The 24,226-nt window shown below is 53.7% G+C and carries 16 protein-coding genes; 6 read left to right on the top strand and 10 right to left on the bottom strand.

The features are described 5' to 3' along the window. Nucleotides 1–14 precede the first annotated feature (14 nt). The 4 genes from OOT00_RS11590 to OOT00_RS11575 all read left to right on the top strand — a co-directional run bounded on the left by OOT00_RS11590 (nt 15) and on the right by OOT00_RS11575 (nt 9,168). Nucleotides 15–4,109 carry a hypothetical protein gene (locus tag OOT00_RS11590; protein ID WP_265425539.1) on the top strand — a complete coding sequence of 1,365 codons (4,095 nt, stop codon included), beginning with the start codon at nt 15–17 and terminating at the stop codon, nt 4,107–4,109. A 185-nt stretch (nt 4,110–4,294) separates the two neighbouring features. Then, entirely contained in the window at nt 4,295–5,803 is a 1,509-nt protein-coding gene (locus OOT00_RS11585) for a methyl-accepting chemotaxis protein (RefSeq protein WP_265425538.1), read from the top strand. Nucleotides 5,804–6,005: 202 nt separating this feature from the next. After that, nucleotides 6,006–7,829 carry an ATP-binding protein gene (locus OOT00_RS11580; RefSeq protein WP_265425537.1) on the top strand — a complete coding sequence of 608 codons (1,824 nt, stop codon included), beginning with the start codon at nt 6,006–6,008 and terminating at the stop codon, nt 7,827–7,829. After that, nucleotides 7,804–9,168, top strand: a complete 1,365-nt coding sequence (locus OOT00_RS11575; RefSeq protein WP_265425536.1) for a sigma-54-dependent transcriptional regulator — start codon at nt 7,804–7,806, stop codon at nt 9,166–9,168. Before OOT00_RS11580 ends, OOT00_RS11575 begins: the two co-directional genes overlap by 26 nt. A gap of 82 nt (nt 9,169–9,250) precedes the next feature. On the opposite strand, the gene OOT00_RS11570 is transcribed toward OOT00_RS11575, so the two are convergent. From OOT00_RS11570 to OOT00_RS11530, 9 genes are all read right to left on the bottom strand, one after another. Further along, the gene (locus tag OOT00_RS11570; RefSeq protein ID WP_265425535.1) at nt 9,251–9,847 is read right to left on the bottom strand and encodes a manganese efflux pump MntP; all 597 of its coding nucleotides are present in this window, start codon (nt 9,845–9,847) and stop codon (nt 9,251–9,253) included. Nucleotides 9,848–9,970: 123 nt separating this feature from the next. Continuing rightward, nucleotides 9,971–10,537 carry a manganese efflux pump MntP gene (locus OOT00_RS11565; protein ID WP_265425559.1) on the bottom strand — a complete coding sequence of 189 codons (567 nt, stop codon included), beginning with the start codon at nt 10,535–10,537 and terminating at the stop codon, nt 9,971–9,973. A 143-nt stretch (nt 10,538–10,680) separates the two neighbouring features. Beyond that, nucleotides 10,681–11,736 (bottom strand): ABC transporter ATP-binding protein, encoded by a 1,056-nt coding sequence (locus tag OOT00_RS11560; RefSeq protein ID WP_265425534.1) that lies wholly within the window; start codon nt 11,734–11,736, stop codon nt 10,681–10,683. Next, nucleotides 11,733–13,415 carry an ABC transporter permease gene (locus OOT00_RS11555; RefSeq protein ID WP_265425533.1) on the bottom strand — a complete coding sequence of 561 codons (1,683 nt, stop codon included), beginning with the start codon at nt 13,413–13,415 and terminating at the stop codon, nt 11,733–11,735. Before OOT00_RS11555 ends, OOT00_RS11560 begins: the two co-directional genes overlap by 4 nt. Then, a complete protein-coding gene (locus tag OOT00_RS11550) occupies nt 13,391–14,428 on the bottom strand; it encodes a thiamine ABC transporter substrate-binding protein (protein WP_265425532.1) in 1,038 nt (345 codons plus the stop codon). The genes OOT00_RS11555 and OOT00_RS11550 overlap by 25 nt, the downstream gene beginning before the upstream one ends. 461 nt (nt 14,429–14,889) lie before the next feature. Then, nucleotides 14,890–16,077, bottom strand: coding sequence for a pyridoxal phosphate-dependent aminotransferase (locus OOT00_RS11545; protein WP_265425531.1), 1,188 nt, complete (start codon nt 16,075–16,077; stop codon nt 14,890–14,892). 32 nt (nt 16,078–16,109) lie between these two features. Then, complete coding sequence (gene tgt / locus OOT00_RS11540; RefSeq protein WP_265425530.1) at nt 16,110–17,231, bottom strand: tRNA guanosine(34) transglycosylase Tgt; 1,122 nt, start codon at nt 17,229–17,231, stop codon at nt 16,110–16,112. 203 nt (nt 17,232–17,434) lie between these two features. Continuing rightward, nucleotides 17,435–18,493, bottom strand: a complete 1,059-nt coding sequence (queA, locus tag OOT00_RS11535; RefSeq protein ID WP_265425529.1) for a tRNA preQ1(34) S-adenosylmethionine ribosyltransferase-isomerase QueA — start codon at nt 18,491–18,493, stop codon at nt 17,435–17,437. A gap of 319 nt (nt 18,494–18,812) precedes the next feature. After that, on the bottom strand, nt 18,813–19,001 hold the full coding sequence (locus OOT00_RS11530) for a DUF2065 domain-containing protein (protein ID WP_265425528.1): 189 nt from the start codon (nt 18,999–19,001) through the stop codon (nt 18,813–18,815). A gap of 205 nt (nt 19,002–19,206) precedes the next feature. Between OOT00_RS11530 and gatB the strand changes: the two genes are divergently transcribed. Further along, nucleotides 19,207–20,640 carry an Asp-tRNA(Asn)/Glu-tRNA(Gln) amidotransferase subunit GatB gene (gatB, locus tag OOT00_RS11525; protein WP_265425527.1) on the top strand — a complete coding sequence of 478 codons (1,434 nt, stop codon included), beginning with the start codon at nt 19,207–19,209 and terminating at the stop codon, nt 20,638–20,640. A gap of 417 nt (nt 20,641–21,057) precedes the next feature. Here the strand turns inward: gatB and OOT00_RS11520 are convergent, their stop codons facing one another. Continuing rightward, complete coding sequence (locus tag OOT00_RS11520; protein ID WP_265425526.1) at nt 21,058–22,296, bottom strand: hypothetical protein; 1,239 nt, start codon at nt 22,294–22,296, stop codon at nt 21,058–21,060. A 255-nt stretch (nt 22,297–22,551) separates the two neighbouring features. Between OOT00_RS11520 and OOT00_RS11515 the strand changes: the two genes are divergently transcribed. Further along, nucleotides 22,552–24,006 carry a hypothetical protein gene (locus OOT00_RS11515; RefSeq protein WP_265425525.1) on the top strand — a complete coding sequence of 485 codons (1,455 nt, stop codon included), beginning with the start codon at nt 22,552–22,554 and terminating at the stop codon, nt 24,004–24,006. Nucleotides 24,007–24,226 lie beyond the last annotated feature (220 nt).

Below are 24,226 nucleotides of genomic sequence, written 5' to 3'. Positions count from 1 at the left end.
CAGGAGGAGAAACCATGCTTGCCCGTACAGACCGAATGCCCACTCCGTTTCTGCCATTTTACTGCCTTATTCTGTTCATGCTTGTCTGGCCAGCAGCCTCTCCGGCCCGTACAGCCCCGGAAGCAGCCGTACCCGAAATACTCCAGCCCTGGATTCCATGGGTACAGAGCCAGGACAAACATGCGGTATGCCCTGCCACCTCCGCCCACACCAGTCAGGCCCTGTGCCTGTGGCCTGAAACCCTGAAAATAGATATGGACAACAGAGGGGCACGCTTCTCAGCTGTCTGGGAGGTGCTGTTTGAAAGCGCCGTACCCCTGCCCGGCGAGGCACAGCTCATGCCCCGGAATGTACGGGTTAATGGCCGTAGCCATGCTGTCCTTTTGGAAAAAAACCGGCCAGTACTATACCTCAAACCCGGTAAACATACCATAGAAGGGCATTTTTTCTGGCCCCGCATCCCGGACACCCTTGCCCTTCCTCAGGAAATGGTTCTCGTTGAAGTCCGTAAAAACGGCAGCATACGGAAGGATCTGCGCCGGGATGAGAGAGGCCGTATCTGGCTTCAGGCTCCGACGTCCGACCAGAAAGAAACCGGCCAGACACAGACGAACCTGCGTATTTTCCGAAAAATCAGCGACGGCCATCCACTGGAAATGGAAACCATCATCCAGCTGGCGGTTTCCGGAGGTCCCCGTCAGGAAAAACTGCCCATCCCCATGCCCGAAAACGGGAACCTTGTCCTTGTAGAAAGCCCTCTGCCCCTGAAACCCGGTATGGATGAAGGCCTTATCATGGATCTGCGTCCGGGCAACTTCACCATACGTCTCATTCACCTTCTCTCCGGATCGGAAAGCAGACTCTTGCTTCCGGAAAGACAGCATGAGGAGTTATGGGTATTCCTTCCCAGACCCGAACTGAGAAGCGCAGAGCTTACGGGAGGGCGTTCCATTGATCCCAGACAGACAGCCCTGCCCGATGCCTGGAAGCAGTATGCCGCCTACAGGATTTCCCCTGAAACAGACCCTGAAATCCAGATCCGTGAAAGCAGGCAGAAGCCTGCGGAAGATAAGCTGCTGCTAACAAGAAATATATGGCTGGACTTTGACGGTAGAGGGGCCACCGTTCAGGACAGACTCAGCGGCACCCTTCATAATCGCCGTTATATGGGCATGGATACCCATGGCCCCCTGCTGCCCAGCCGCATAACCCTGGAGGGGCAGGATCGTCTCATTACCCGACAGGGTCATATGCAAGGCATCGAAGTTCCTCCGGGTCCCCTTTCCATGGCTGCCACAAGCCGTATGGATACAGGCTTCTCAGGCAACTCTCTTCCCCTGGGATGGCAGCACCCATTTGAAAAGATGGATACCACCCTGCATCTGCCCCCCGGGTGGCACCTGGCGGCTATCAGGGGAGGAACCATACCAGCGGATGCCAGCCTCACCTCCCGGTGGAGTCTGCTGGATGTCTTTTTTCTCATGCTGCTGTCCGGTGTGGCCCTGCGCATCTGGGGCATGGTATGGGGCCTTGGCTTCGGTCTGGCCATCGGTTTTTTTCATCACAGCTTTCCCCTTCCCCTTTTCTTCTGGTTCGGACTGGCTGCCACAGCAGCGCTGGGAAGCTATGCTCACAAGCACAGACCTGCCCGTTCTACGGGCCTGGCTATTTTATCCGGAATCCACATTCTTCTGCTGACAGCAGCAGGGCTTACGGCTCTGCCCTATGCAGCGGATCAGATCCGCACCGCCCTTTACCCCCAGCTGGAAAAACTGGAAAGAGCCCTGCCAGCTCCCTCCCATAGTCGGACTGCGCTGCAAAAAACAGCCCTGATGGAGGAAGCGCTGCATGCCAGGGCCCCTGAAGCCCGAACCATGCGCAGCGCACAGGATGTAAGTGAAGTAGCAGCCATTGAGTTTGCAGGAGACAAGGTAAGCCCGCCTCCTCCCGCCGTTACCCAGACCGGCCCCGGAACTCCCACATGGCAATGGCGGAGTGTTCCTGTACAGACCGGCTTTATTTCTTCTTCCCACACCCTTGATGTCTATCTGATTCCTCCCTTTGCCGCCTCCCTGGCCGCCCTTCTCCGGGTTGCCTTTGTGATTGCCGTACTGGGGCGGCTCGCCGCAGGTTTTCCCTATTCTCTCCCCTCTCCGGGCAAAAATCTCACGGCTACCATGGCCCTCCTTCTCCTCCTCCCGGCAGCGGGAGCAAGGTCCCATACAGAATTTCCTCCCGCCTATCTGCTGGAAGAGCTAAAACAGCGAATGGCAACATCTTACCTGTGTGACCCCAACTGCGGCAGAAGCGGAGCCGCCACTCTCCGCATGACGGCACCAGACAGCAGCAGCCCGGTCTTTTCCATGGAAATGGAGATCCATGCGGGCAGAAAACTGGCCTTTCCCATCCCCCTGGTGCAGGGGACAGGGGAGCCGCCTGAAATACGGATCAATGCCCAACCCGCATCCCTTGTCTTCTGGCAGGGTAATCACCATGTTCTTCTGGAGCCAGGCCTTCATTCTCTGAAAATCCAGGGCTCGCTGCCCCCTTCCTCCATCCGGATCCGGTTTCCCATGGCCCCGGACAGCCTTCAGCTTACGGCACCCGGCTGGACCAGCGAAGGACTGGATGGATCCGGCAGAGTTCAGGACAGCCTCACCCTCATTCCCGTACTGGATAAAAAGGCCGTTTCAACGGAAACCGCACGTCCGCAAATACGGCCCTTTGTGGAAGTACACCGGACCCTCCGCCGGGACCGCTACTGGGAAGTCCGTTCGGAAATCCGGAGACCCTATGCCGGTGAACTGAGCGGCCGCCTTCGTATTCCCCTCATTCCCGGAGAAACAGTACTCACCGATGGCATCACCGTCCGGGATGGTCATGCGGAAATTCCCATCCCCGGCCCTTCACGGCGCATTGTATGGGAAAGCCGTCTGCCTGAAGAAGATACCGTCCGCCTGTCTGCACCGAAAACCATGGATTTTGCAGAAAGATGGGAAGTACAGGCCCATACGGACCGTCACCTGGCGTACACCGGTACGGTAGCCGCTCCGGTGGCCGCGGGAAGGGGCCTGGTCTGGACTCCCCTTCCCGGCCAGATTCTTGAAGTGACACTGGCTGCGATGGATCCCGCTCCCGGCCCCACCCTCACCACGGAAGATCTTTTTCTCAAGCTGGAAACCGGAAAAGACCGACAGCGTCTCACACTGGAAGCCCATATCCGGTCCGGCAAAGCCTTTCTGCATCCCATGGAAGGACCGGAGAATGCTTTGCTGAAAGAAATCAGAATCAATGGGACAACCCAGCCCCTTCCGGGCAGCCGTGAACCTCTGCTTCTCGCCCTGACACCGGGCAGCCACCAGATCCGGATACTCTGGGAGATGCCGGAAAAACAAGGCCGCCGCTTTCTGCCTGCATCCATTCGTATGCCCTCCATGGATATGGGAATGCCTACCGCCAATATCCGGCAGGAGATTCACCTGGATCAAAACCAGTGGCTCCTCTGGACCCACGGACCGCTTCTGGGACCGGGAGTCCGCATCTGGGGCTGGGTTTTTCTGGTACTGATGCTGACGGCGATAATGGCCGTTAAAGCCGAAAAATCCCCTTTAAAAACAAGAGACTGGCTACTACTTGGTCTGGGACTCGTATCCCTTTCACCACTGGCCATCCTGATCATCGGAAGCGGATTTTTCCTATTTGCCTGGCGCGGTCGTCAGCAGCAACCCATGGGGCCCCTCCATAACTTCTGGCAGTGCGGCCTGGGAGCCCTCCTGATGGTCATGGCCTTGCTGCTCCTGGCAGCCGTGCGCAACGGACTTCTGGGAATTCCGGACATGCAGATTGCAGGAAACGGATCCTATCCTGAACTGCTGCGCTGGACAGCTGACCGCAGCGAAGGCACCCTGCCCTCTGCCGGCGTTCTGATCATGCCGCTTTTTTTCTGGCGGGTTCTTATGTTTGCCTGGGCTCTCTGGCTGGCAGGCCGTGTGCTTTCCTGGGCTCCATGGGCCTGGCAGGCGCTCATGACGGGTATTCCATGGCAGAAAAAAGGAAAAAAACACCCCGAAGATACGGGCCTTCGTCTGGATATTGAGAACAGGACCTGACCGTCTCTTTTCCTCAACAGCCGGTAAATACTGTTCAGAAAGAACAAGGGATGCTTTATGGGAAGGGGTCCGACTGCAGAAGATGCGGTCCGGCCCCTTCCTTTCATAAAAGGACTTGCCCTCACAGGGGTATTTTGCCATAAGTCATTTTATTCAATTTATGAATCAACGCTCAGGAGAAAACCATGACACAGGCAGATAACACCCTGAAACATCTTATGATTATCCATAAAAAGGAAGCCGACCTTGAACTGGCGGCACGCTCCCTCTCCTCCATTGCCTCCTACCCCATGGGATTGATCCTTTTCTATCTCCTCACACCCCTTAACCAGGATATGCCGCTTTTCTTCTGGAGTCTCTGCGCCCTTGTTCTGATCCTGACGCCCATCCGCCTTTTTGTGGCCAAAAAAACCCCCACAGCCTATGATGAGTCGCCCCTTTTCTGGCACAGAATGTTTCTTTGCGGTAATTATATCATTGCCTTTGCCTGGGGTACGCTGGGGTTTACGGCCCTGCAGCACTATGGACTGAACTGGGTTTCCCTTCTGGCCCTGCTCTCCCTCTGCGGCCTCGGTGCCGGAGCCAGTTCCTCCATGTCCCCCAGACTTTCCGTCGCGCTTATTTTCATCGTCCTTGTCATCGGTCCCATCATCGGTTGGGGTCTGATGCAGGGCGACAAAACATCCCTGTCCCTTTCCGCCTTTCTACTCTTTTTTTCCATCATGCTCCTTATGGTCACCCGCAACAATCACGGGTGGTACTGGAAAAGCATTGAAGATAAAACCCGTATTGCAGAGCAGGGGAAAAAGCTGAAAGATATCTTTGACTCCATGAAGGAAAAGGCCGATATGCTGGGAGATTCAGCCATGGAACTCAAAGATATTTCCGGAGAAACCGCCAATGATACGGATCTTCTTTCTGAAAAAACCGAAAGCGTTACCCATGCCGTGAATTCCATGCGTGATAATATTCAGGGGGTGGCCGCAGCCATGGATCAGGCCACAACCAACCTTGCCTCCATTGCCTCCGCCGTAGAAGAAATGACCAGTACCATCGGTGAAATTGCCCGCAGCAGCCAGGAGGCCAGCCATGTCACCGAAGATGCCGTCAGCAAAGCCACCCTTTCCACGGAAAAAATCCGCGCCCTGGGCAGGGGAGCGGAGGCCATCGGCCGCATCACCGAAGTAATTACGGAAATTTCGGAACAGACCAACCTCCTCGCCCTCAATGCTACCATTGAAGCGGCCCGTGCCGGAGAAGCCGGTAAGGGCTTTGCCGTTGTAGCCAATGAAATCAAAACTTTGGCCCGGCAGACAGCCGAAGCAACCCTCGATATCCGGCGTCAGATTGAAGAAATACAGGATGCCACAGCCATAAGCATTTCCGATATTCAAGACATTTCCAAAATCGTCCATGAAGCCAATGAAGGTGTAGGTGCCATCGCTTCTGCCGTAGAAGAACAGTCCGTTACCATGCAGGAAATAGCCCGCCATATCAGCCAGGCCACATCCGGGGTAGGTGAGGTCAACGACCGCGTGGGAGGCAATGCCCGCAGTGCGGCTGCCATCACCGAAGCCATCCGGGATATCCGGGAAACCAGCCGTAAGCTTTCCGATAACGGCCAGAAAGTTGACATGGGTGCAGGCCAGCTAACGGATATATCCATGGATCTCAGCCGACTGGTAACATCCTGATCCTTCGGGAGCAATCCGGACGCCCTTGGCATGGATAAATAATAGCCATACAAGACCATCAGCCAATCCTTTCTGGTTATTTTTTATCCATGCCTGCGTCAAAAACCAGGCTGACAGCCCGGTTTTTCACTCTGGTCTGAAACTTGCTGCTCCTTATCCCGGCGGATGAACGAAACCACAATGCCAACGGGATTGTTATCATATGAAAGCTGCTGAAATCTTCTCCAACCGCTTCTGGATCTCCCTTCCTCCATGGGTTGTTGCCGGTGCCTCTCTGGTTCTGTTCCCTCTGGTGGGTTTTGCCACCTTCAACACCATCCAAAGTCAAAAAGAAAGTGCCTACCGCCTTCTGCTGGAAAAAGGTGCCGCCCTCATCCGGGCCTTTGAAGCCGGAACCCGGACGGGTATAGCAACGCCGCAATGGCAGGGCTTCCGCCTCCAGCATCTCCTCCAGGAAACAGCCCGTCAGCCGGATATACGCTATCTTTTTGTCATTCGGGAAAACGGAACCATTATTGCGCACAGTCAGCCCGAAAGCGTGGGCATGCAGATTCAGCAGAGCCTCCTTCCTCCTTCACCCCAGGCCCACGAAACCAAAGACCCCGGACTCACCCGCAATATCCTCTACTGGCGTATTCTTCAGAACGGAGACAACCCCCCGGTATTTGAGGTGTACCGGCCCTTCCTGCCTGACCCGGACGAAGACAGCCTCCTTCATCAGCGGCTCCGCCTGCTGGCAGGCCTGGACCCATCCATGGCTTCCATGCCCCGGCTGCAGCAGGAAAAACTCATGATTTTTATCGGCCTGGACATGCATAATATCGAAAGAGCCAGGGAATCGGACATGTGGCACTCCCTGCTCATGAGCGGCATGATGCTTCTGGTGGGTTTTGCCGGTATTGTGTTCATTCTTTTATTTCAGAGTTACCAGCTGACCCGCAGTACCCTCTCCCGGGTCCGGGCTTTTTCCAACCATCTTGTGGAAAATATGCCCATGGGTGTCATGGCTTTTGACGAAGAACTCATGCTAAAATCCCTCAACCCCTTTGCCGAAAAGCTTCTCTGCATTCGAGCGCCCATACCGGGCACCCCTGCCCGTCTGGTACTGCCCCCCCCTCTTTTCGATTTTCTTCTTTCCGCGGACCTCCATTCCCCCATACTGGATTCGGAGGGATTTTACAGAGAAATCCCCTGTGCTACAGAAGACAAACCCCTGCGCCTCGAAGCAGCACTGTCCCGGATTTCTCCAGGTACCGAAGGCGAGCCCGGCGGCATCATGCTGCTGATCCGGGATCTTTCCGAAATTGACGCCCTGAGAAAAGAAATTCTCCGCAACCAGAGACTCGTTACCGTTGGTAAGCTGGCCGCGGGTGTGGCCCATGAAATCCGTAATCCTTTAAGTTCTATTAAAGGGTTTGCCACCCTTTTCCGTCAACGGCATGCGGACAGCGCGGAAGAACGAAACATAGCCGATATCATGATTCAGGAAGTGGACCGCCTGAACCGGGTTGTGGGCCAGCTTCTCGACTTTTCCAAACCCGTGGTCCTTTCCTGCCGCTGCACCCGCATACATGATCTTGCCGAAGCCACCCTGCAGCTTGTCAGCTCCCTTGCCATCACAGCCGGGGTGCGTCTGGAAAACCGCATTTCCCCTGAACTTCACATGCGCCTTGACGAAGATCGCATCCGCCAGCTACTCTTGAACTTATTTTTAAATGCCATTGATGCCATGAAGGATAAGGGCGGTATCCTGAGCATTGAAGACAAAGTGCTCGAAACGGAAGTCCGCATTGAAATAAAAGATACGGGCAAGGGAGTGGATGACCATACCCTTCCCCATATTTTTGACCCCTACTTCACCACCAAATCATCAGGTACAGGTTTAGGCCTTGCCATAGCCCATAATATCATGGAGGCCCACCACGGAAAAATCGTGGTTACCTCCGTACCCGGGCAGGGCAGTACCTTTACCCTTATTTTTTCCGGAAAGGACATTCAGGATGCGTCCTGCCATCCTCATCGTTGATGACGACCATGCCCACCGAACCATGCTGGAAGCCATGGTGAAAGGATGGGCCTACGAAACCCACACTGCCGATGACGGGGATACGGCCCTTCAGGCTGTGGAAAAAAGGGCCTATGATCTCATTCTCATGGATATACGCATGGTTCGTATGTCCGGTATTGAAGCCCTGGATGCCATCCGCAAGGTCAACCCGGCCATCCCCATTGTTCTGATGACGGCCTATGCCTCCGTGGACACGGCTGTGGAAGCCCTTAAAAAAGGGGCCTATGACTACCTCACCAAGCCACTGGATTTTGAAAAACTCAAAATTACCCTTATCCGGGCCATGGAGCACGTCCGTCTGAAAGATGAAAATCACAGACTAAAAGCCCAGGCAGGAGAATTATTTGATCGCAGAAACATCGTGGGCAACAGCCCTGCCATGCGCCAGCTTATGGAAACCCTGACCCAGGCCGCTCCTGCCGAAGCAACGGTTCTCGTTACGGGGGAATCCGGAACGGGTAAAGAACTGGTGGCTGGCGCCATCCATTACAACAGCCCGAGAAGGGGTGGCCCATTTGTCAAGATCAACTGTGCGGCCATCACGGAAACCCTTCTGGAATCCGAGCTTTTCGGCCATGAAAGAGGCGCTTTTACGGGTGCGGAACGCCGGAAAGAGGGCCGCTTTGTCCAGGCCCACGGGGGCACCCTCTTTCTGGATGAAATCAGCTCCATGCCCATGAGCATGCAGGCCAAGCTTCTGCGGGTTCTTCAGGAACGGGAACTGACAAGGGTAGGCGGTGAAGATGTGATCCGACTGGATGTCCGGGTGGTGGCAGCTACCAATGTGCCCCTTGAGGAGATGGTTAAAGAAGGCAGCTTCCGGGAAGATCTGTATTACCGTCTCAATGTTGTGACCCTGAGACTGCCCGCCCTGCGGGAAAGACGGGAAGATATTCCCCTTCTTGCGGACCGCTTTCTCCGCCAGTTTGCCGAAAAAAACCGAAAAGACATCAAAGGATTCTCACCCCAGGCCATGGACCGCATGCTGCGGCATAACTGGCCGGGAAACGTTCGGGAACTGATGAATGCCGTGGAAAGGGCTGTTGTACTTTCCACCGGTTCCTTTCTGGAAGCCTCTCTGTTGCTTCCGGATTTCTCCGATGATCTGGCCCTTCCCCTGCAGGAAAGTCCGGAGGTGATTCTCCCTCTGGAAGAAGTGGAAAAAGCCACCATCATCCGGACACTGAACGCACTGGACGGTAACAAAAGCGAAACGGCCAGACAGCTTGGTATAACCCGAAAAACCCTGCATAAAAAACTGAAAAGCTACGGCCTTATGCCGGACAGCACCGGATAATTCATACAGGCTGTGCCGGAACCCGTCCGGCACAGCCGACTTTCTCAATACACCGAAAAACCCAAAGTACAGGCAATGGACATCACGAAAAAAACTGCATAATCTTCTGCGTAAGATCCGTATGCTCATGCAGAATACGCAGCCCTATCCCCATCAGCACAAGCCCGCCCAACACTTCCGCCCAGGCACCAATGCCAAAACTCTTTGCCATACGATGCCCCCAGTACATACCCAGTGCTGTCATCAAAAAAGCCACCGAACCGATAACCAGCAGGGGAAACAGGGCTGCCACTTCCAGAACAGAAAAGGAAAAACCCACGGCAAGGGCGTCTATGCTGGTAGCCACAGAGAGAAGTACCAGACTGAGTCCCCGGGTGGGATCCACCATATCCCCCACCTCCTCTTCTCCGGACAGACCACAGCGAATCATATTCAGGCCCACAAGAAGAAGGAGACCGAAGGCCAGCCAGTGATCCCAGGGCTGTACCCATTCCCTGAGTCCAAGCCCGAAACTCCATCCCAAACCTGCCATTCCTGCCTGAAAAAAACCAAAATGCCAGGCAAGACGCAAAACATCCTTGCTCCCCAGCCGGGGCATACGGATGCCGGCAGCCAAAGCCACAGCAAAGGCATCCACCGCAAGGGCAAAGGAAATGGCCAGCAGATGAAAAAAAGTCATGGGAAATTTCTTTTCCGGTTGAAGCCCTTACCACCTGTTCACCAGCCGTAAAACACGACCGTATTCTGACGGTAACGTCATTTTTTCTTCTCTGAAAACTCTAACCCAAAAAACAGCAGAAAACTACACCGGAAAATAAGGCATGGAGCGAACGGCAAGGGCGAGAATCAGCATGCCTCCGGCACATTCGGAAACACTGCGCATCCAGATCACATCACCCATCAGACGGCCCAGAATCATACCCGCTCCCACCATGACCGCCGTAACCAGCGTGACAAGAATCACAAGAAGAATCATAGGCGAAGGCGTGAGGCCCTGTCCCAGTCCAACGGCAAAGGCATCCAGTGACAGAACAAGCGCCAATGTCATAAATGAAAGACGACAGCAGGGCGAGTCCTTTGGGAAAGTCCGCCCCCTTTGCTTCCAACCGCAACGGATACGGCTGAAGCCCACGGCAAGAAGAATGACAGAGGCCAGCCAGGGGTACCACCCGGCAAACCACAAACCCGCAAGCAGGCCCGAAAACCAGCCTGTTATCAGCATGGCACCCTGAAACAGACCGAGAAAACAGGCAAAGGGCACTATCCGGCTCCAGCCGGGTACGGCTGTGCGCAAACCCTGGGCCATGGAGAGAACAAAGGCGTCCATGGCAAGAATGATGGCTATGATAAGTATGGGAACCGGATACATGGGCAACCTCCCCTCCTTCGGGTTACGGCCCTGCCCCCCAGCCCGGAAAAAAGTTCCTCCGGCTGGAGGCTTCTGTTCCTTCTTTTCGGCCTTTCCGTCATAAAGCTTGAAAACTCCAGCCATTTTATGAAAAGCAAAAACTTCTACGCCTCACTCAATGCAACAAATGTACCGGGAGCAAAATGCAACCCCACCGGGACCCCGACATGGGGCGGTGGCAAGGAAAGGGGCATGCGGGCCGTGAGGCAGAGACCATCCGCCAGCTCCAGATCCACACGGAAAAAAGTGCCAAAAAACCGGCGTTCCTTCACAACAGCCTGCACATGAAAATCCCTGCCACCTCTCTTTTCTTCCTGCGGTTTCCTTTTTTCCGGACAGGGACCCAGCCCAATGCCTTCCGGACGAATCAGCACCCCGCCCTTTCCGCAATAGCCTCCTGCCAGCTTCCGAAATTTATCCGGCAGCGTTTCCGGTGTAAACACATTGGTCTCCCCCAGAAAACGGGCCACTGCCAGGGAACAGGGGTTAGCCGACAGCCCTTCCGGTGTATCCATGGCCTTCAGGCGTCCATCCAGAAGAACGGCCACACGATCGCCAAGGGAAAAGGCCTCTTCCTGATCATGGGTAACAAAAACAGCCGTCAATGCCTGCTGTTTCAGAATACTTCGCAGATCACGGGCCAACCGCTCCCTCAGATTTCTGTCCAGAGCTCCCAAAGGTTCATCCAGAAGCAGCAGTTTCGGTGCTGGTGCCAGACTGCGGGCCAAAGCCACCCGCTGACGCTCTCCACCGGAAAGGCCATCCACCCTGCGCCCCTCCATTCCGGAAAGCCCCACTAACGCCAGCATGTCTCTCACCCTCTGCCTGCGGTCCCTTTTTCGTACTCCTGCCATGCGCAGGCCAAAAGCCACATTGGCCTCCACATTCAGGTGGGGAAACAGAGCGGCATCCTGAAAAACAAGGCCGATTCCCCTTTCATGGGGGGCAACGGGTAAGAGATCCTCTCCATCCAGACAGAGATCTCCCCCGTCCGGATACTCAAGCCCGGCCAGAATACGCAACAGGGTGGTTTTTCCTCCCCCGGAAGGACCCAGCAGGGTCAGGATTTCCCCCTTTTGAAGCGAAAGGGATACACCATCCAGTGTTTTGAAACAATCATGCCATTTTTCAATGTGCTCAACTTGCAAAAACGCGTTCATGCACCACCCTGCCTGCTTCGTACTGTCAAAAAACCCATGAAACGGGACAACAGCCAGAAACTGCCTGCGGTCATGACCATCAGCCAGACCCCCATGGCCATGGCTCTGGCATAATTCAGGGGACCGGGCTGAGAAAGGTAACGATAGATGCTCACCGGAAGGGTTGCCAGTTCGGGACGCACGGCAAACATGCTGGCACCGAACTCCCCCAGACTCACCGTAAAGGCAAAAAGGGCTGCCGCTCCCACCGCAGGAAGCACCAGAGGGAACACCACAAGACGCCAGGTTACAGAAGGAGAAGCCCCCAGGGTCATGGCCGCTTCCTTGAGATTCCGGGGTACACTGCGCAGAGCGGGCAGCAGCACCCGCATCACAAAGGGAAACCCCACCAGGCTATGCGCCGCAATGACCAGAACAGGAGTGCCCCGCAGATCCAGAGGCCAGTGCAGAGCCAGGATGAAGCCCAGCCCCAGGGGCACTGCCGATGTGGCAAGGGGCATCATGAAAAGGGACTCCAGCACACCCCGCCCGCGGGATCGGGCTTTTGTGATAAAAATAGCCGCACACAGCCCTGTCAGAAGCGCCACAACCATGGAGGAAAGGGCAAAGAGCAGTGAATGCCCCATGGCAGCAGACGGTGATATCAGAAACATACCGTCCCCGGATTCCCGGAAAAGTTCCGTATAGGCCCCCAGTGACCAGACATCTCCCACCCGCAGGGAGGCTGCCACCATGGCTATAAGAGGCAGGGCCATAAAAAAACCCGAAATCATTGCCACCAGTGTGCCAGCCCTGCCATGGGGCAGAGATTGTTTCGTTTCAGTCCTCCCGGAAAAGGCCAGTGCGGTTCGGAACCGTTCTTCCAGCTTCGACTGACAGAAAATCACGCCAAAATTCAGCACCAGCTGTATGGTGGCAAGAAGGGCCGCCACCGGAAGCTGAAAAAGATGCAAGGCCCTTCGATATATTTCCGTTTCCAAAGTTCCCATGGCAGGTCCGCCCAGCATGAGAATCACCCCGAAACTGGAAAAACAGAAGAGAAAGACCAGAAGGGAAGCAGACAGAATGGCCGGCATAAGCAGGGGAAGGATGATATGAAAAAAGCACCGGACCTTACCCGCCCCCATCATACGGGCGGCTTCCAGCACCGATTCCGGTAATCTGGCCCAGAACCCCCCAACAATACGGAACACCACGGCATAGTTAAAAAAGCCATGGGCCAGCACAACCAGAAAAAGAGAGTCTTCCAGATATAAAGGCCCCCTTTCCAGAGAACGGGTGGCATCCGCAAGAAGACCGGAAGGCCCCATAAGGGAAAGAAAGGCCGCAGCCACCACCACAGCTGGCATCACAAAAGGAAGGCTGACAAGAAGGGCGAAAAAACGTCTCCCTGTAAAGCGGCACCGGGCCCAGGCCCAGGCTCCGGGCAAGGCCAGAACAAGGGTAAACAGGGTGGAAAGCAGAGCCTGCCAGAAGGTGAATCCCAGAATTCTGAAAAAATCTCCACTGCCAAAAAATCGTACAAGTCCCGGATCTCCGGATCCGATACCGGACAACCCAAGGCCAGCCATTCGCAACAGCGGATAAAAATAAAAACAGGCAAGAAAGACTGCTGGAATCAGAAAGAGCAGCACGTCAGCCCGAAAGGCCTGTCTCACCGCAACACCACCCGGGTCCACTCATCCATCCAGGCTTCCCGCATGGCATCCATACGTTCGGCGGAAAGCCCCGTTCCTCCCTCCAGTTTTGTCACATGAAGCTGAAACACTTCCGGAAGACGGGCCTTCTCATTAGCTGGAAACATGAACATGGAAAGGGGTATTCCTTCCTGCACCGGAATATCCAGCATCCAGTCCAGCCACAGGGCCGCCAGATCCGGCACCTTTGTTCCTTTGAGAATACCTGCAAACTCCACCTGCCGAAAGCCCGTGCCTTCGGCCGTAATGGCGGCAGTGGGGCTTTTATCAGGCTTTTTCTCCGCAAAATGAACTTCAGCCGCCGGGCTGGCCGCATAACTCACCACCAGAGGATAACGCCCTCTGGATGCCGCCGTAAAATGACCCCAGTAGCCTTCCTTCCAGGAAGAAACTACCCGGACACCGTTTTTACGAAGGCCCCTCCAGAAATCGGACCAGCCCTCTTCCCCGAAGGTATCCACCGTTGCCAGCAGAAAGCCCAGTCCCGGAGAAGATGTGGCAGGATTCTGCACCACCAGCAGCCCCTCATATTCCGGCTTAAGGAGATCCTTCAGACTGGATGGAGGCGTAAGCCCTTTTTCCGCAAACCATGCCCTGTCATAATTGATACAGATGTCTCCATAGGCCATGGGCGTCAGCCGGAAAGAAGGGTCCAGCTTCAGATCATCAGGCACATCTTTCAGATGGAATGATGCATGGGGCAAAAATATATCCGCATCCAGAGCCCTTCCCATAAAGGTGTTGTCCACACCGTAAAAAACATCGGCCATGGGTTTTCCCCTGCTCAGGATAGCCTGATTCAGGGCCGCACCCGTTCCAGAAGCCTTGAGAAAGCGCACCTTTACTCCGTGGGCCTCTTCAAAGGCCCTTACCTGAGCGGCATCCATCGTAAAGCTGTCGTGGCTCATGACCCGCAGCACCGGTTCAGCAGCCCGGGCAGGAAAAACCGTCAGACAAGCCAGCAAAAAGACAGATATGATTTTATAAAACCCCATTACATACCCCTTACATTCTCATGGTACAGGATCACAGAAGGGCACCCTTTATCAATGCCATCAGGCTGGCGAGCATAGGCACAAAGGCTGTTTGTCCGTGACGCAATCTGATTCGTAGAGCGTCTTGCCCTGTACGGAAGCGGCCAAAACTCACCGCCACAGGGAGGAGGCTCTTTTTGATTACCATAGCAGGCGTACGCACGCTGCCTTTGTGGCGGCTCAGACAGTTGGCCGCTTCTTTCGCACAGGTGCACAGGTCTGCGAAGCTCTTAATCCGAAACGATTGCACCGTCACTCACAAACAGCCTGTGCGCCTTATGCAGAAACCCGCTGCAAAACAAAGCCGTACAAACCATTCGCAGGGGCAGGCCTTGCGCCTGCTCGCATCAAAACACCCGCCCATGACCTGAAAACAACAGGACAGGCAAGCTGTGTCTGAGTCAGGGCAGGAATCAGAAGGCTTAAAGATCCTTCGCCTTTTCCATGGCCCTTCTGAATCCGGGCATGGCTCCTGTGATCGTGGCATCCGACACACAGAAGCTCAGGCGCATATGACCCGGCCCGCCGAAACCGGAACCGGGAACAGCCAGTACCTTTTCTTCCTGCAAGATACGTACAAAGGCCACGTCATCGGCTATGGGTGTTCTGGGGAAAAGATAGAAGGCCCCTCCGGGAAGGGTAAACTCATACCCTGCCTCTTTCAGCCCCTCACAGAGGAGGCTGCGTTTTCTTGCATATTCTCCCATATCCACCGTAACGCCCTGCAACTCACCCACCACACGCTGCATCAGGGCCGGAGCATTCACAAAACCAAGAATGCGGTTGGCAAGGGCCATGCCTGCCAAAAGAGAATCCCGTGCATCCGCGGCAGGACAAAGGGCCACATAACCAATACGCTCCCCTGCAAGGGAAAGATCCTTGGAATAGGATGTGGCAATCATGGTGTTTCGGTAACAGGTGAAAAGCCCCGGCACCTCAACACCATCGTAAATGATTTTCCTGTAGGGTTCATCGGAAACCAGATACAGCGTACGACCCAGAACAGCACTTTTTTCTTCCAGCATGCGACCCAGAGCTTCCAGACTTTCTCTGGAATACACCTGCCCCGTTGGGTTGTTGGGTGAATTGATCAAAACGGCACGGGTCCGTTCACAAATGGCCGCTTCAATGGCAGCCAGATCCAGGGAAAAATCCCCATGGGTTTTAACGGGCCGGATACTGGCACCATGATTATCCGCATAAAAATTGTATTCCACAAAATAGGGGGAGGGCACCACAACCTCATCCCCTGCATCCAGAATGCTTTTAAAAATTACATTCAGGCCACCGGCTGCACCGCAGGTCATGAGAATTTCATCTCCACTGACCTCCAGACCCTGCTCCAGACTGACCTGGGCTGCCACTCTGGCACGGACATCAGGATACCCCGGATTGGGCATATAGCCATGGATCATCTCCGGATTATCCGCGGCAACGGACACCAGAACTTTCTGGAAAACCTCCGGTGGCGGGACATTGGGATTGCCAAGGCTGAAATCAAAAACATTTTCCGCACCGTACAATCCCTTCAGACGGGCCCCCTCCTCAAACATCTTACGGATCCAGGATGACTTTTCAATGAATCCTTCCATTTTTCTGGTAATGCTCATGTCCCTTCCTTTCATGATCGCTTGTGGTCATTTTAAAGGCCCCGGGCCCGTTCTGTCATAAAATGGCTACGAAAGGCGGCAAACCTGTCTTCAAGAATGGCCGCACGCATGCACCGCATCAGATCCAGATAATAATGAATATTGTGCAAAGTATTCAGCCGGTAGGCCAGAAGCTCCCTGCTTTTGAACAAATGTCTGAGATAGGCCCTGGAGTAATGCCGACAGGTATAGCAGGTACAGGTTTCATCCAGAGGTTTTTCATCCATACGAAAACGGCTGTTGGCAATATTGATATCACCATAGCGGGTAAAAAGCTTACCATTTCTTGCATTGCGGCTGGGCATCACGCAATCGAACATATCCGCACCCAACGAAACCAGTTCCACAAGGTTTTCAGGAGTTCCAACACCCATGATATAACGGGGCCTGCTGTCCGGCAGCAGGGGCAAGGTAAACGCCCCCATTTCATACATGAGTTCCGTGGGCTCCCCCACACTTAAGCCTCCTATGGCATATCCCGGGAAATCAAGGGCCACAAGCTCTTCCGCAGATCGCTTTCTCAGATCCGTGAACATACCTCCCTGCACTATACCAAAAAGACTGTTACGCTGCCCCGCTTTCTCCTCCCATGCCTTCCGGCAGCGCTGTGCCCACAGGGTGGTCCGCTCCAGAGCCTTCTCCGCCAGACTGCGCTCCGCAGGATAGGGAATACACTGATCCAGACACATCATGATATCCGAACCGATGACTTCCTGCATGGCAACCACGGATTCCGGTGTGAACAGGTGGGCGGAACCGTCTATGTGAGACTGAAAACGATACCCCTCATCCGTGATTTTGGAAAGGGCCGCCAGGGAAAAAACCTGAAATCCGCCCGAATCCGTAAGCAAGGGTTTCTCCCAGTGCATAAAAGGGTGCAAACCGCCAAAACGGGAAAGAAGCTCGGCACCCGGTCTCAGGTACAGATGGTAGGTATTCCCGAGAATAATCTGGCTCCCGCAGGCCAGCAGATCTTCCGGAGTCAGCCCCTTGACCGTACCCTGGGTTCCCACAGGCATGAAAATGGGCGTTTCAATGGCTCCGTGGGCCGTATGAATTGTCCCGGCTCTGGCCGAAGAGTCTGAAGAGCGGTTTTCCAGTTCAAAGGTTAGCATGGTCTTTCGAATTTCTTTCCAACAGGTTTCAGGGAAAAAGCGGAATACAGCCAGACCTCATTCTTCCCTGCCTTTTCCGTTTGATAATGGCCATTTCTGGCCGACAGATGCAGGGGATCCCTTGCACAAAAACCGAACCAATAAAATGATAGCCTCGTCAGTTCAAAAAAACCAAGCAAAACAGCTACAAAATCCGACTGAAATCAGATCATCAGCATGGCATCCCCATAACTGAAAAAACGATACCTCTTTGCGATGGCTTCTTTGTAGGCATTTTGAATATGTTCATAGCCTCCGAAGGCGGATACCAGCATCATGAGAGTGGTTTCCGGCAGATGAAAATTGGTGAGCATGACATCCACAACCCGGAAGGAAAAGCCGGGATAAATGAACAGATCACAGGATCCCCCACCCGGCTTCAACCCGCCTTCCTGTGCGGCCGCATACTCCAGGGTACGCACGCAGGTAGTTCCCACGGCAATCACCCTTCTTTTTTCAGCCTTTGCCTTCAAAATGGCAGACGCTGTTTCTTCCCCGATCTCAAATCGCTCATGGTGCATTCTGTGACTCCGGATATCGTCCACCCGGACAGGGGCAAAGGTGCCATAGCCCACATGCAGGGTCAGCGGCTGTACTTCCACGCCCATAGACCGTAAATGCCCAAGAAGGCGATCCGTAAAGTGCAGACCGGCCGTTGGTGCCGCCACAGCCCCTTCCTTCCGCGCATACACGGTCTGGTAGTGAAGGGCATCTTCCGGATCTTCCTCTTTCCGTTCAATATAGGGAGGCAGGGGCAGGCTGCCTGCTTCCAGAAGTGCCTGAGGCATGGGAGCCTCTGAATGAAAGGACAAAATAACAGAACCATCCGCCTCCAACTCCTCCACCCTCGCCTGCAGGCGGTCTCCGATCAGAATCCGGCTCCCCTGAGCCGGTCTTTTGGATGCCTTCATCAGGCAGGAGCACTGAAAAAAGCCATTCTTTTCCAGATGAAGACATCCTCCCACATAATCCAGAAGCAGAATCTCCACCCTGCCGCCACTTATCTTTGTGCCATGGAGTCTTGCAGGTATCACCCGGGTATCATTAACGATCAGAAGATCTCCAGCCCGAAACAGACTTGTCACATCCGTAAAAAAATGATGAGACAGAAAACCACTTCTGCGATCCAGCACCAGAAGACGGGAGGTATCCCTTTCCGGAACGGGACGATCCGCTATCAGTTCGGGAGGCAGATGATAAGCATAATCCGAAAGGCTGAACATGGAAAACCCTTTCAAACAAACGAAATCTATTCTTTATTCTGGTTACCACCCTTGTTCAGCTATTTCTATCTGAATCAAGATAAAAGCCCCATCCCACAGAGCAGGCCCTGCACCATTCCCCCTGAAAAATGACACCCGGCCGATCGGAAAGATAAGGAGACAGAATTTCGGCCTGTCCACGACCCAGGGCCAGCACTGGAAAACCAGACTTCCAATCAGGATAAAGTCAGGAGGGCAGGAAAAAAGGCTGCGTCTGAGTAAAAAACCGGATTCATGTTACCGGAACAGCAAGCTCTTTTCACACAGACGCCAAAAACGACTACAGCCCCCGCCCCAGATAGACCAGGGCCAATCCCACCATCATGAGCACAAATCCGAAGCGACGGAGCCTTGCAGCAGGAAGCTTCTGCATTTCAGCCAGCATGCGCTTCATTTTTTCCGGAAAGGCAAAGTAAGGAATACCTTCCACTATCATAACCATACCGATGACACAGAGAAAAAAAGCCAACAGATTCCTCCTTACAGACCCGATGTCCTACAACAACTCCACCAATGGTGGCGCAAAGGTCCTTTTCCGATTTTTTCCAAGCCTTGTAAAGCATAAAAGCCCCCCTTCTTCCCCTTCAAGAGGATTGACACAAAAGCGTATGCATACTAATTTTTCTTGTTCGTCCGGATGTGAACGAAAACAAACCAGAGCTAAGGATCAACCCATGGATTTTGAACCCGTCATCGGCCTTGAGGTGCATGTTCAGCTCAAAACCGCCAGCAAAATATTCTGCAACTGCTCCACGGCCTTTGGTGCGGCTCCCAATGCCCACACCTGCCCCGTATGTCTGGCCCTTCCCGGCAGCCTTCCCGTGCTCAACCGGAAAGCTGCCGAGCTAGCGGTAAAGGCTGTTCTGGCTACCCATTGCACTCTGAACCGGGAAAGCCGGTTTGACCGGAAAAATTATTTTTATCCGGACCTTCCTAAAGCCTACCAGATTTCCCAATTTACCATGCCCATAGGCGAACACGGCTGGCTGGAAATTGAGATGGAAGGCAGGCCGGAAAAAAAACGCATCGGCATTACCCGCATCCACATGGAAGAGGATGCGGGTAAATCCAGCCACGACCCCTTTCGCCCTGCCAGCCTTGTGGATCTGAACCGTGCGGGCACTCCCCTCATTGAAGTGGTCAGTGAACCGGACCTGTCATCCCCTGCCGAGGCTGTGGCCTATCTGCGCCAGCTTCACGCCATTGTCCGTTATCTGGATGTCTGCGACGGTAATATGGAAGAGGGCAGCTTCCGCTGTGATGCCAACGTATCCCTGCGCCCGAAGGGAGAAACAAAGCTTGGAACCCGCACGGAGCTGAAAAACCTGAACTCCTTCCGCTATATTGAAAAAGCCATTTCCTATGAAATCAAGCGACAGGAAAGCATCCTGCGCAGCGGGGGAACCATCACCCAGGAAACAAGACTCTGGGACAGTGTGAAAAATCAGAGCTTTGCCATGCGCAGCAAGGAAGAGGCCCATGATTACCGCTACTTCCCCGATCCTGACCTCGTACCCCTTGTACTGGATGAAAACTGGATTCAGGTAATTCAAAAAAACCTTCCTGAACTGCCGGAGGCCAGAAAACTCCGTTTCATAAACGAAATGGGCCTGAAACCCGATGATGCAGCCACCCTGACCGCTTCAAGGGAGCTTGCGGATTACTTTGAGTCCTGCCTGACAACAAGCAACAATGTACGACGCTGCACCAGCTGGGTGGCCGTTCATCTGCTGGGTCTTCTCAACGCAAAGGGTCTGTCCATTGACAGCACCCCCATATCGGCGGAAGCCCTGGGAGAACTGCTGCAGCTTCTGGAAAAGGGAGAGATCAACGACAAAATAGCCAAAGAAGTTTTGGAGGAAATGGCGGAAACCCAAAAGACGGCACAGGCTATCATCCATGAAAAAGGGCTTTCCCAGGTGTCCGACACATCGGAACTGGAAACCATGGTTCTCAGAGTGCTGGAGGAAAACCCTGCGGAGGTGGAAGCTTATAAGGGCGGCAAAACCAAGCTCATGGCCTTTTTCATGGGCAAGATCATGAAGGCCAGCCGGGGGCAGGCCAACCCGAAGATGGTAACGGAACTGCTTCAGCGCATGCTACAATAAAAAACAACCATAACAGACAGCTCGCAAATCTCAGCAACGCGCTTTACAAAACAAACAGCACATATCCTACAAAAGAGCGTAAACCTTCCGGGTTTCGCTCTTTTGGTTTGGGCTACAAGTTTTTTACGTCTGCGCTACCCGATGGTAAATAAGGCTTTGTCAAGGGTTGCGGGCAAGCAAAAGTACAGGACCCCTTTCTTCTGTACCATGCGGCGGCAACAGGCCGGTGGGCGACCTGCGGGTAAAACTGTGCATGATTCCTGACCCCGGCGTTTGGCAATACTTCACTGTGTGCCGCGGGCGCTCTGAGGTCACAAAGGGATAAAAAAAACAACCCGGAAGGGCTTTGCAGCACCTTCCGGGTTGATCTTACTTATAAGCCATGAACCTCTTTTTCCCGAATTACAGTATCAGGAATTAGAATTTCAGAGAAAGCTGAGTACCAACCAGCCAGGGATCATCTTTACCTGTGGCATCACCGGCAAAGAGATAGGCACCCACCACATCTACATTCAGGTTATCCATCAGCTTGTAGGAAGCTTTCAGGTTCAGTTCCGTTCCCAGCTCATCTTCGCCATTTATATCTTTTTCAGCCAGCTGCGCATACCAGATATCAGCGGTCACGGTCAGCTTTTCAATGGGAGACATGGAGGCACCCAGATTGAAGGCCATGATGTTACCAATTGCATCTTCAGGGGAACCATTGGAACCATAGTTATCAAAAGTTCCAAGACCCATAATTTCAGACCAGTAGTAGGACTGACCGGCAGGCACAAAGAACTGCTCATAGTCGCTGCCACTGTCGTTACCGGAGGCGTAGAACATTTCACCGTGAACATTAAAAGCACCCAGATCCACGTTACCACCAAGGGCAACAAGGTAGGCTTTAACATCTGTGCTTGTGGAACCTGCCAGAGGAGCATGGTCAATGCTGCCGAACTGATAAATACCGGTAAACCATGCGGAACCCATACCGAAATCCATGTCAGCATTCAAGCCGAGATAGAAAAGATTCACATCTTCCGGGGTAAATCCGAAGTTAACACCAAAACCATTTGACTGGCTGGCATCTTCAGAACGTACCCACATGAAAACAGGATTAAGGGACAGCTGGTCAGAAAGGGCAACGGTAGGATTCACAACCAGATAATCGACGTCATAATCATTATCGCCACTACCGGCACCACCGTAAGAGCCTTCTGTGTGCTTAATCCACATGACGGGAACATCAAAACCAGCGGCTTTATAGGTTACCACAGCACCGGAAAAATCATCATCAAAAAGGAAACCACGGGCAATCACACCACCCTGGATACCTACGGTGGCATTCCAGTCACCAAAGGTCATGTCTACATAGGAATTCTTGATGCGCCAGTCATTCTTGCCGTCAGCACTGATATCACCACCGTCATCGTCACCCCACACGGTGTTGAACTCAAATTTGTTGACAAACTTCAGGTTGTCAGAAAATTTGGCCGTGTAGAACAGACGGGTACGGGTATCCACATAGCTGGCATCATTCATGTTGTTAAAATCACCCGTTGCCACAGCACGGGTTCTCCAATAACCGCCAAACTCATGATCCATGGCTGCTGCCGGCAGGGCAAGACCAAGCATGGCCAAACCCGCAACGGCGGAAACAAACAACTTTTTCATGGGCATTCTCCTTGAAAAGTACGGTAAATGAACTTCCTCTTTTTGTTTTCCGCAAGGCCTGACCCTTCTCCTTGTCAGAAAAATACAGGTCTATGATTACCATCTGCGGAAAAGATAAGTCAACACAGTTTTTCAAAACAGCGTTTTTTTTATGCGACCCTTTGCATAAAAACCAAAAATCTCTTATAGAAATGGGGACATCGTTTCCGGACAGTGCTTGCAGACCATTCCCCGCCAACAAAGGAGTTATTCATCATGCGCCGCCCCGTCAACCTTTTCCTTTACCTCGCCTGCTTCCTTAGTATGGCATCTTCCTCTCTCCATGCAGCCGAAACCCTGCGCATTGCCCCCACAACCGTCCATGCTTCCGGAGATCTGCAGTTTCTCGGCCATGGCATCACCTCGCTGCTGGATGCCCAGATGGCCGCAGCGGGCAGGCTGGCCCGGAATCCCGACGAGGCAGATTTTGAAATCCGTACCCGCCTCACAGCCTTTGGCGGTACCATGGTGACCGATCTGGCCCTCATTCATCTTGCCACGGATAAGGTAGCCCTTTCCCGCAGAAACAGCACAACAGATGAGGGAGATGTACTACCGGAAATCACCACTTTCGGAGATGCGGTTCTGACTTTTTTCACGGAAAGACCCCCCGTACCGGCACAGGCCCTGCCCCTTCCCGCTGCCCGGCAGAAAGGCCAGTCCGGCCCCTCCTTTGAGGTCATCCACATGACAGCTCCCGAAAAAGGCTCTGTCCTTTCCATGGACAGCGGAGATCTTACGGGAGATGGTAAAAGGGAAATCGTTCTTGTGGATAGAAGGGATATCCGCGTCATGGACCCCGACCTTCAGACAACCCTTGCATCCCTTACGCTGCCCGCCCACGAAAATGCCCTGCGCATGGATGTCATGGATACCAGCGGAGATGGCCGTGCGGAAATCTGGCTCACGGCCATTAACCCCAACACCCAGAGAATGCGATCTCAGGTGCTGGTATATGAAAAAGGAAATTTGCGCTCCGTTGCCGGACCGGAAAATCGTTTTTTTGTCAAAAGCCGCAACAGACTGGGCGAAGCCGTTATGCTCACCCGCATGCGGGGCTTCCGGGACGAACTTTTTTCCGGTCCTGTGGCAGAAGCCCGGCTCGGCAACAACCGGATACTCCTCAGCGAAAGCAGCCATCCGGAAGTCCATCTTTTTGACGCTATTCCCCTGCGCATACGGGGCAACAGCCTGAACGACTATCTGTATATAGCGGATAACGGCACCCTATCCCTCCTCTCCGACAAAAAGGAATCCTTCTGGGAAAGTCGCCTTGCCTATGCCGGCCTTCCCGTTTCCATGGATTATGCGGAAAAAAGCGGACGGGAAGCTTCCAGCAGTCGCCACTATTTTACCGGTCGCACCCGGATTCTTGCCGATCCGGACGGTACGGAAAGCCTTTTGGTTCTGCGCAATGTGGAGGCAGCGGGTCGTCTTTTCCAGCGCCTTCGTATCTTTCGCACGGGAAGCCTCCACCTCCTTTCGTGGAACGGATATGAAATGGAAATAGCGGCTGAAACACCGGAGCTTGATGGCTATATTGCCGACTTTATTCTACTTCCTGCAAGCAAAGAAGAACCGGCTAAAGTCATACTGGCTGTTGTAAAAGGTGGTGGAGACCTCTCCCTTTCTCCGGAAACCCGCTTTGTGACCTGCGCTCTTTTCCGCTGAGTACACCCTTAAGGGGCCTTGGGGCCCCTTTCTTTTCCTTCCGGACCCTGTATTTTTTCTTGACTTCGCATCTTCTCTCCGCTACATGTGAAACACCGTTCGCTTTTCACAATCCTTATTCCAAGCGCCAACAGATGAACATTTGGTCAATTCGAGTTCTCTTGCCAGACCTGTGTATGCAAAAAAAATCTTTGCATACCATCTGATCCGGGAGATCCCG

It is taken from the genome of Desulfobotulus pelophilus (assembly GCF_026155325.1).
Taxonomy (GTDB): Bacteria; Desulfobacterota; Desulfobacteria; order Desulfobacterales; family ASO4-4; genus Desulfobotulus; species Desulfobotulus pelophilus.
The sequence above is the reverse complement of the archived record's forward strand: the minus strand, read 5'-3'. Positions and strand labels throughout refer to the sequence as shown.

Bases quoted from the DNA above. Each gene is read 5' to 3' on its own strand.
- OOT00_RS11590 (WP_265425539.1), top strand. From the start codon at position 15: ATGCTTGCCCGTACAGACCGAATGCCCACTCCGTTTCTGCCATTTTAC.
- OOT00_RS11585 (WP_265425538.1), top strand. From the start codon at position 4,295: ATGACACAGGCAGATAACACCCTGAAACATCTTATGATTATCCATAAA.
- OOT00_RS11580 (WP_265425537.1), top strand. From the start codon at position 6,006: ATGAAAGCTGCTGAAATCTTCTCCAACCGCTTCTGGATCTCCCTTCCT.
- OOT00_RS11575 (WP_265425536.1), top strand. From the start codon at position 7,804: ATGCGTCCTGCCATCCTCATCGTTGATGACGACCATGCCCACCGAACC.
- OOT00_RS11570 (WP_265425535.1), bottom strand. From the start codon at position 9,847: ATGACTTTTTTTCATCTGCTGGCCATTTCCTTTGCCCTTGCGGTGGAT.
- OOT00_RS11565 (WP_265425559.1), bottom strand. From the start codon at position 10,537: ATGTATCCGGTTCCCATACTTATCATAGCCATCATTCTTGCCATGGAC.
- OOT00_RS11560 (WP_265425534.1), bottom strand. From the start codon at position 11,736: ATGAACGCGTTTTTGCAAGTTGAGCACATTGAAAAATGGCATGATTGT.
- OOT00_RS11550 (WP_265425532.1), bottom strand. From the start codon at position 14,428: ATGGGGTTTTATAAAATCATATCTGTCTTTTTGCTGGCTTGTCTGACG.
- OOT00_RS11545 (WP_265425531.1), bottom strand. From the start codon at position 16,077: ATGAGCATTACCAGAAAAATGGAAGGATTCATTGAAAAGTCATCCTGG.
- tgt (WP_265425530.1), bottom strand. From the start codon at position 17,231: ATGCTAACCTTTGAACTGGAAAACCGCTCTTCAGACTCTTCGGCCAGA.
- queA (WP_265425529.1), bottom strand. From the start codon at position 18,493: ATGTTCAGCCTTTCGGATTATGCTTATCATCTGCCTCCCGAACTGATA.
- gatB (WP_265425527.1), top strand. From the start codon at position 19,207: ATGGATTTTGAACCCGTCATCGGCCTTGAGGTGCATGTTCAGCTCAAA.
- OOT00_RS11520 (WP_265425526.1), bottom strand. From the start codon at position 22,296: ATGAAAAAGTTGTTTGTTTCCGCCGTTGCGGGTTTGGCCATGCTTGGT.
- OOT00_RS11515 (WP_265425525.1), top strand. From the start codon at position 22,552: ATGCGCCGCCCCGTCAACCTTTTCCTTTACCTCGCCTGCTTCCTTAGT.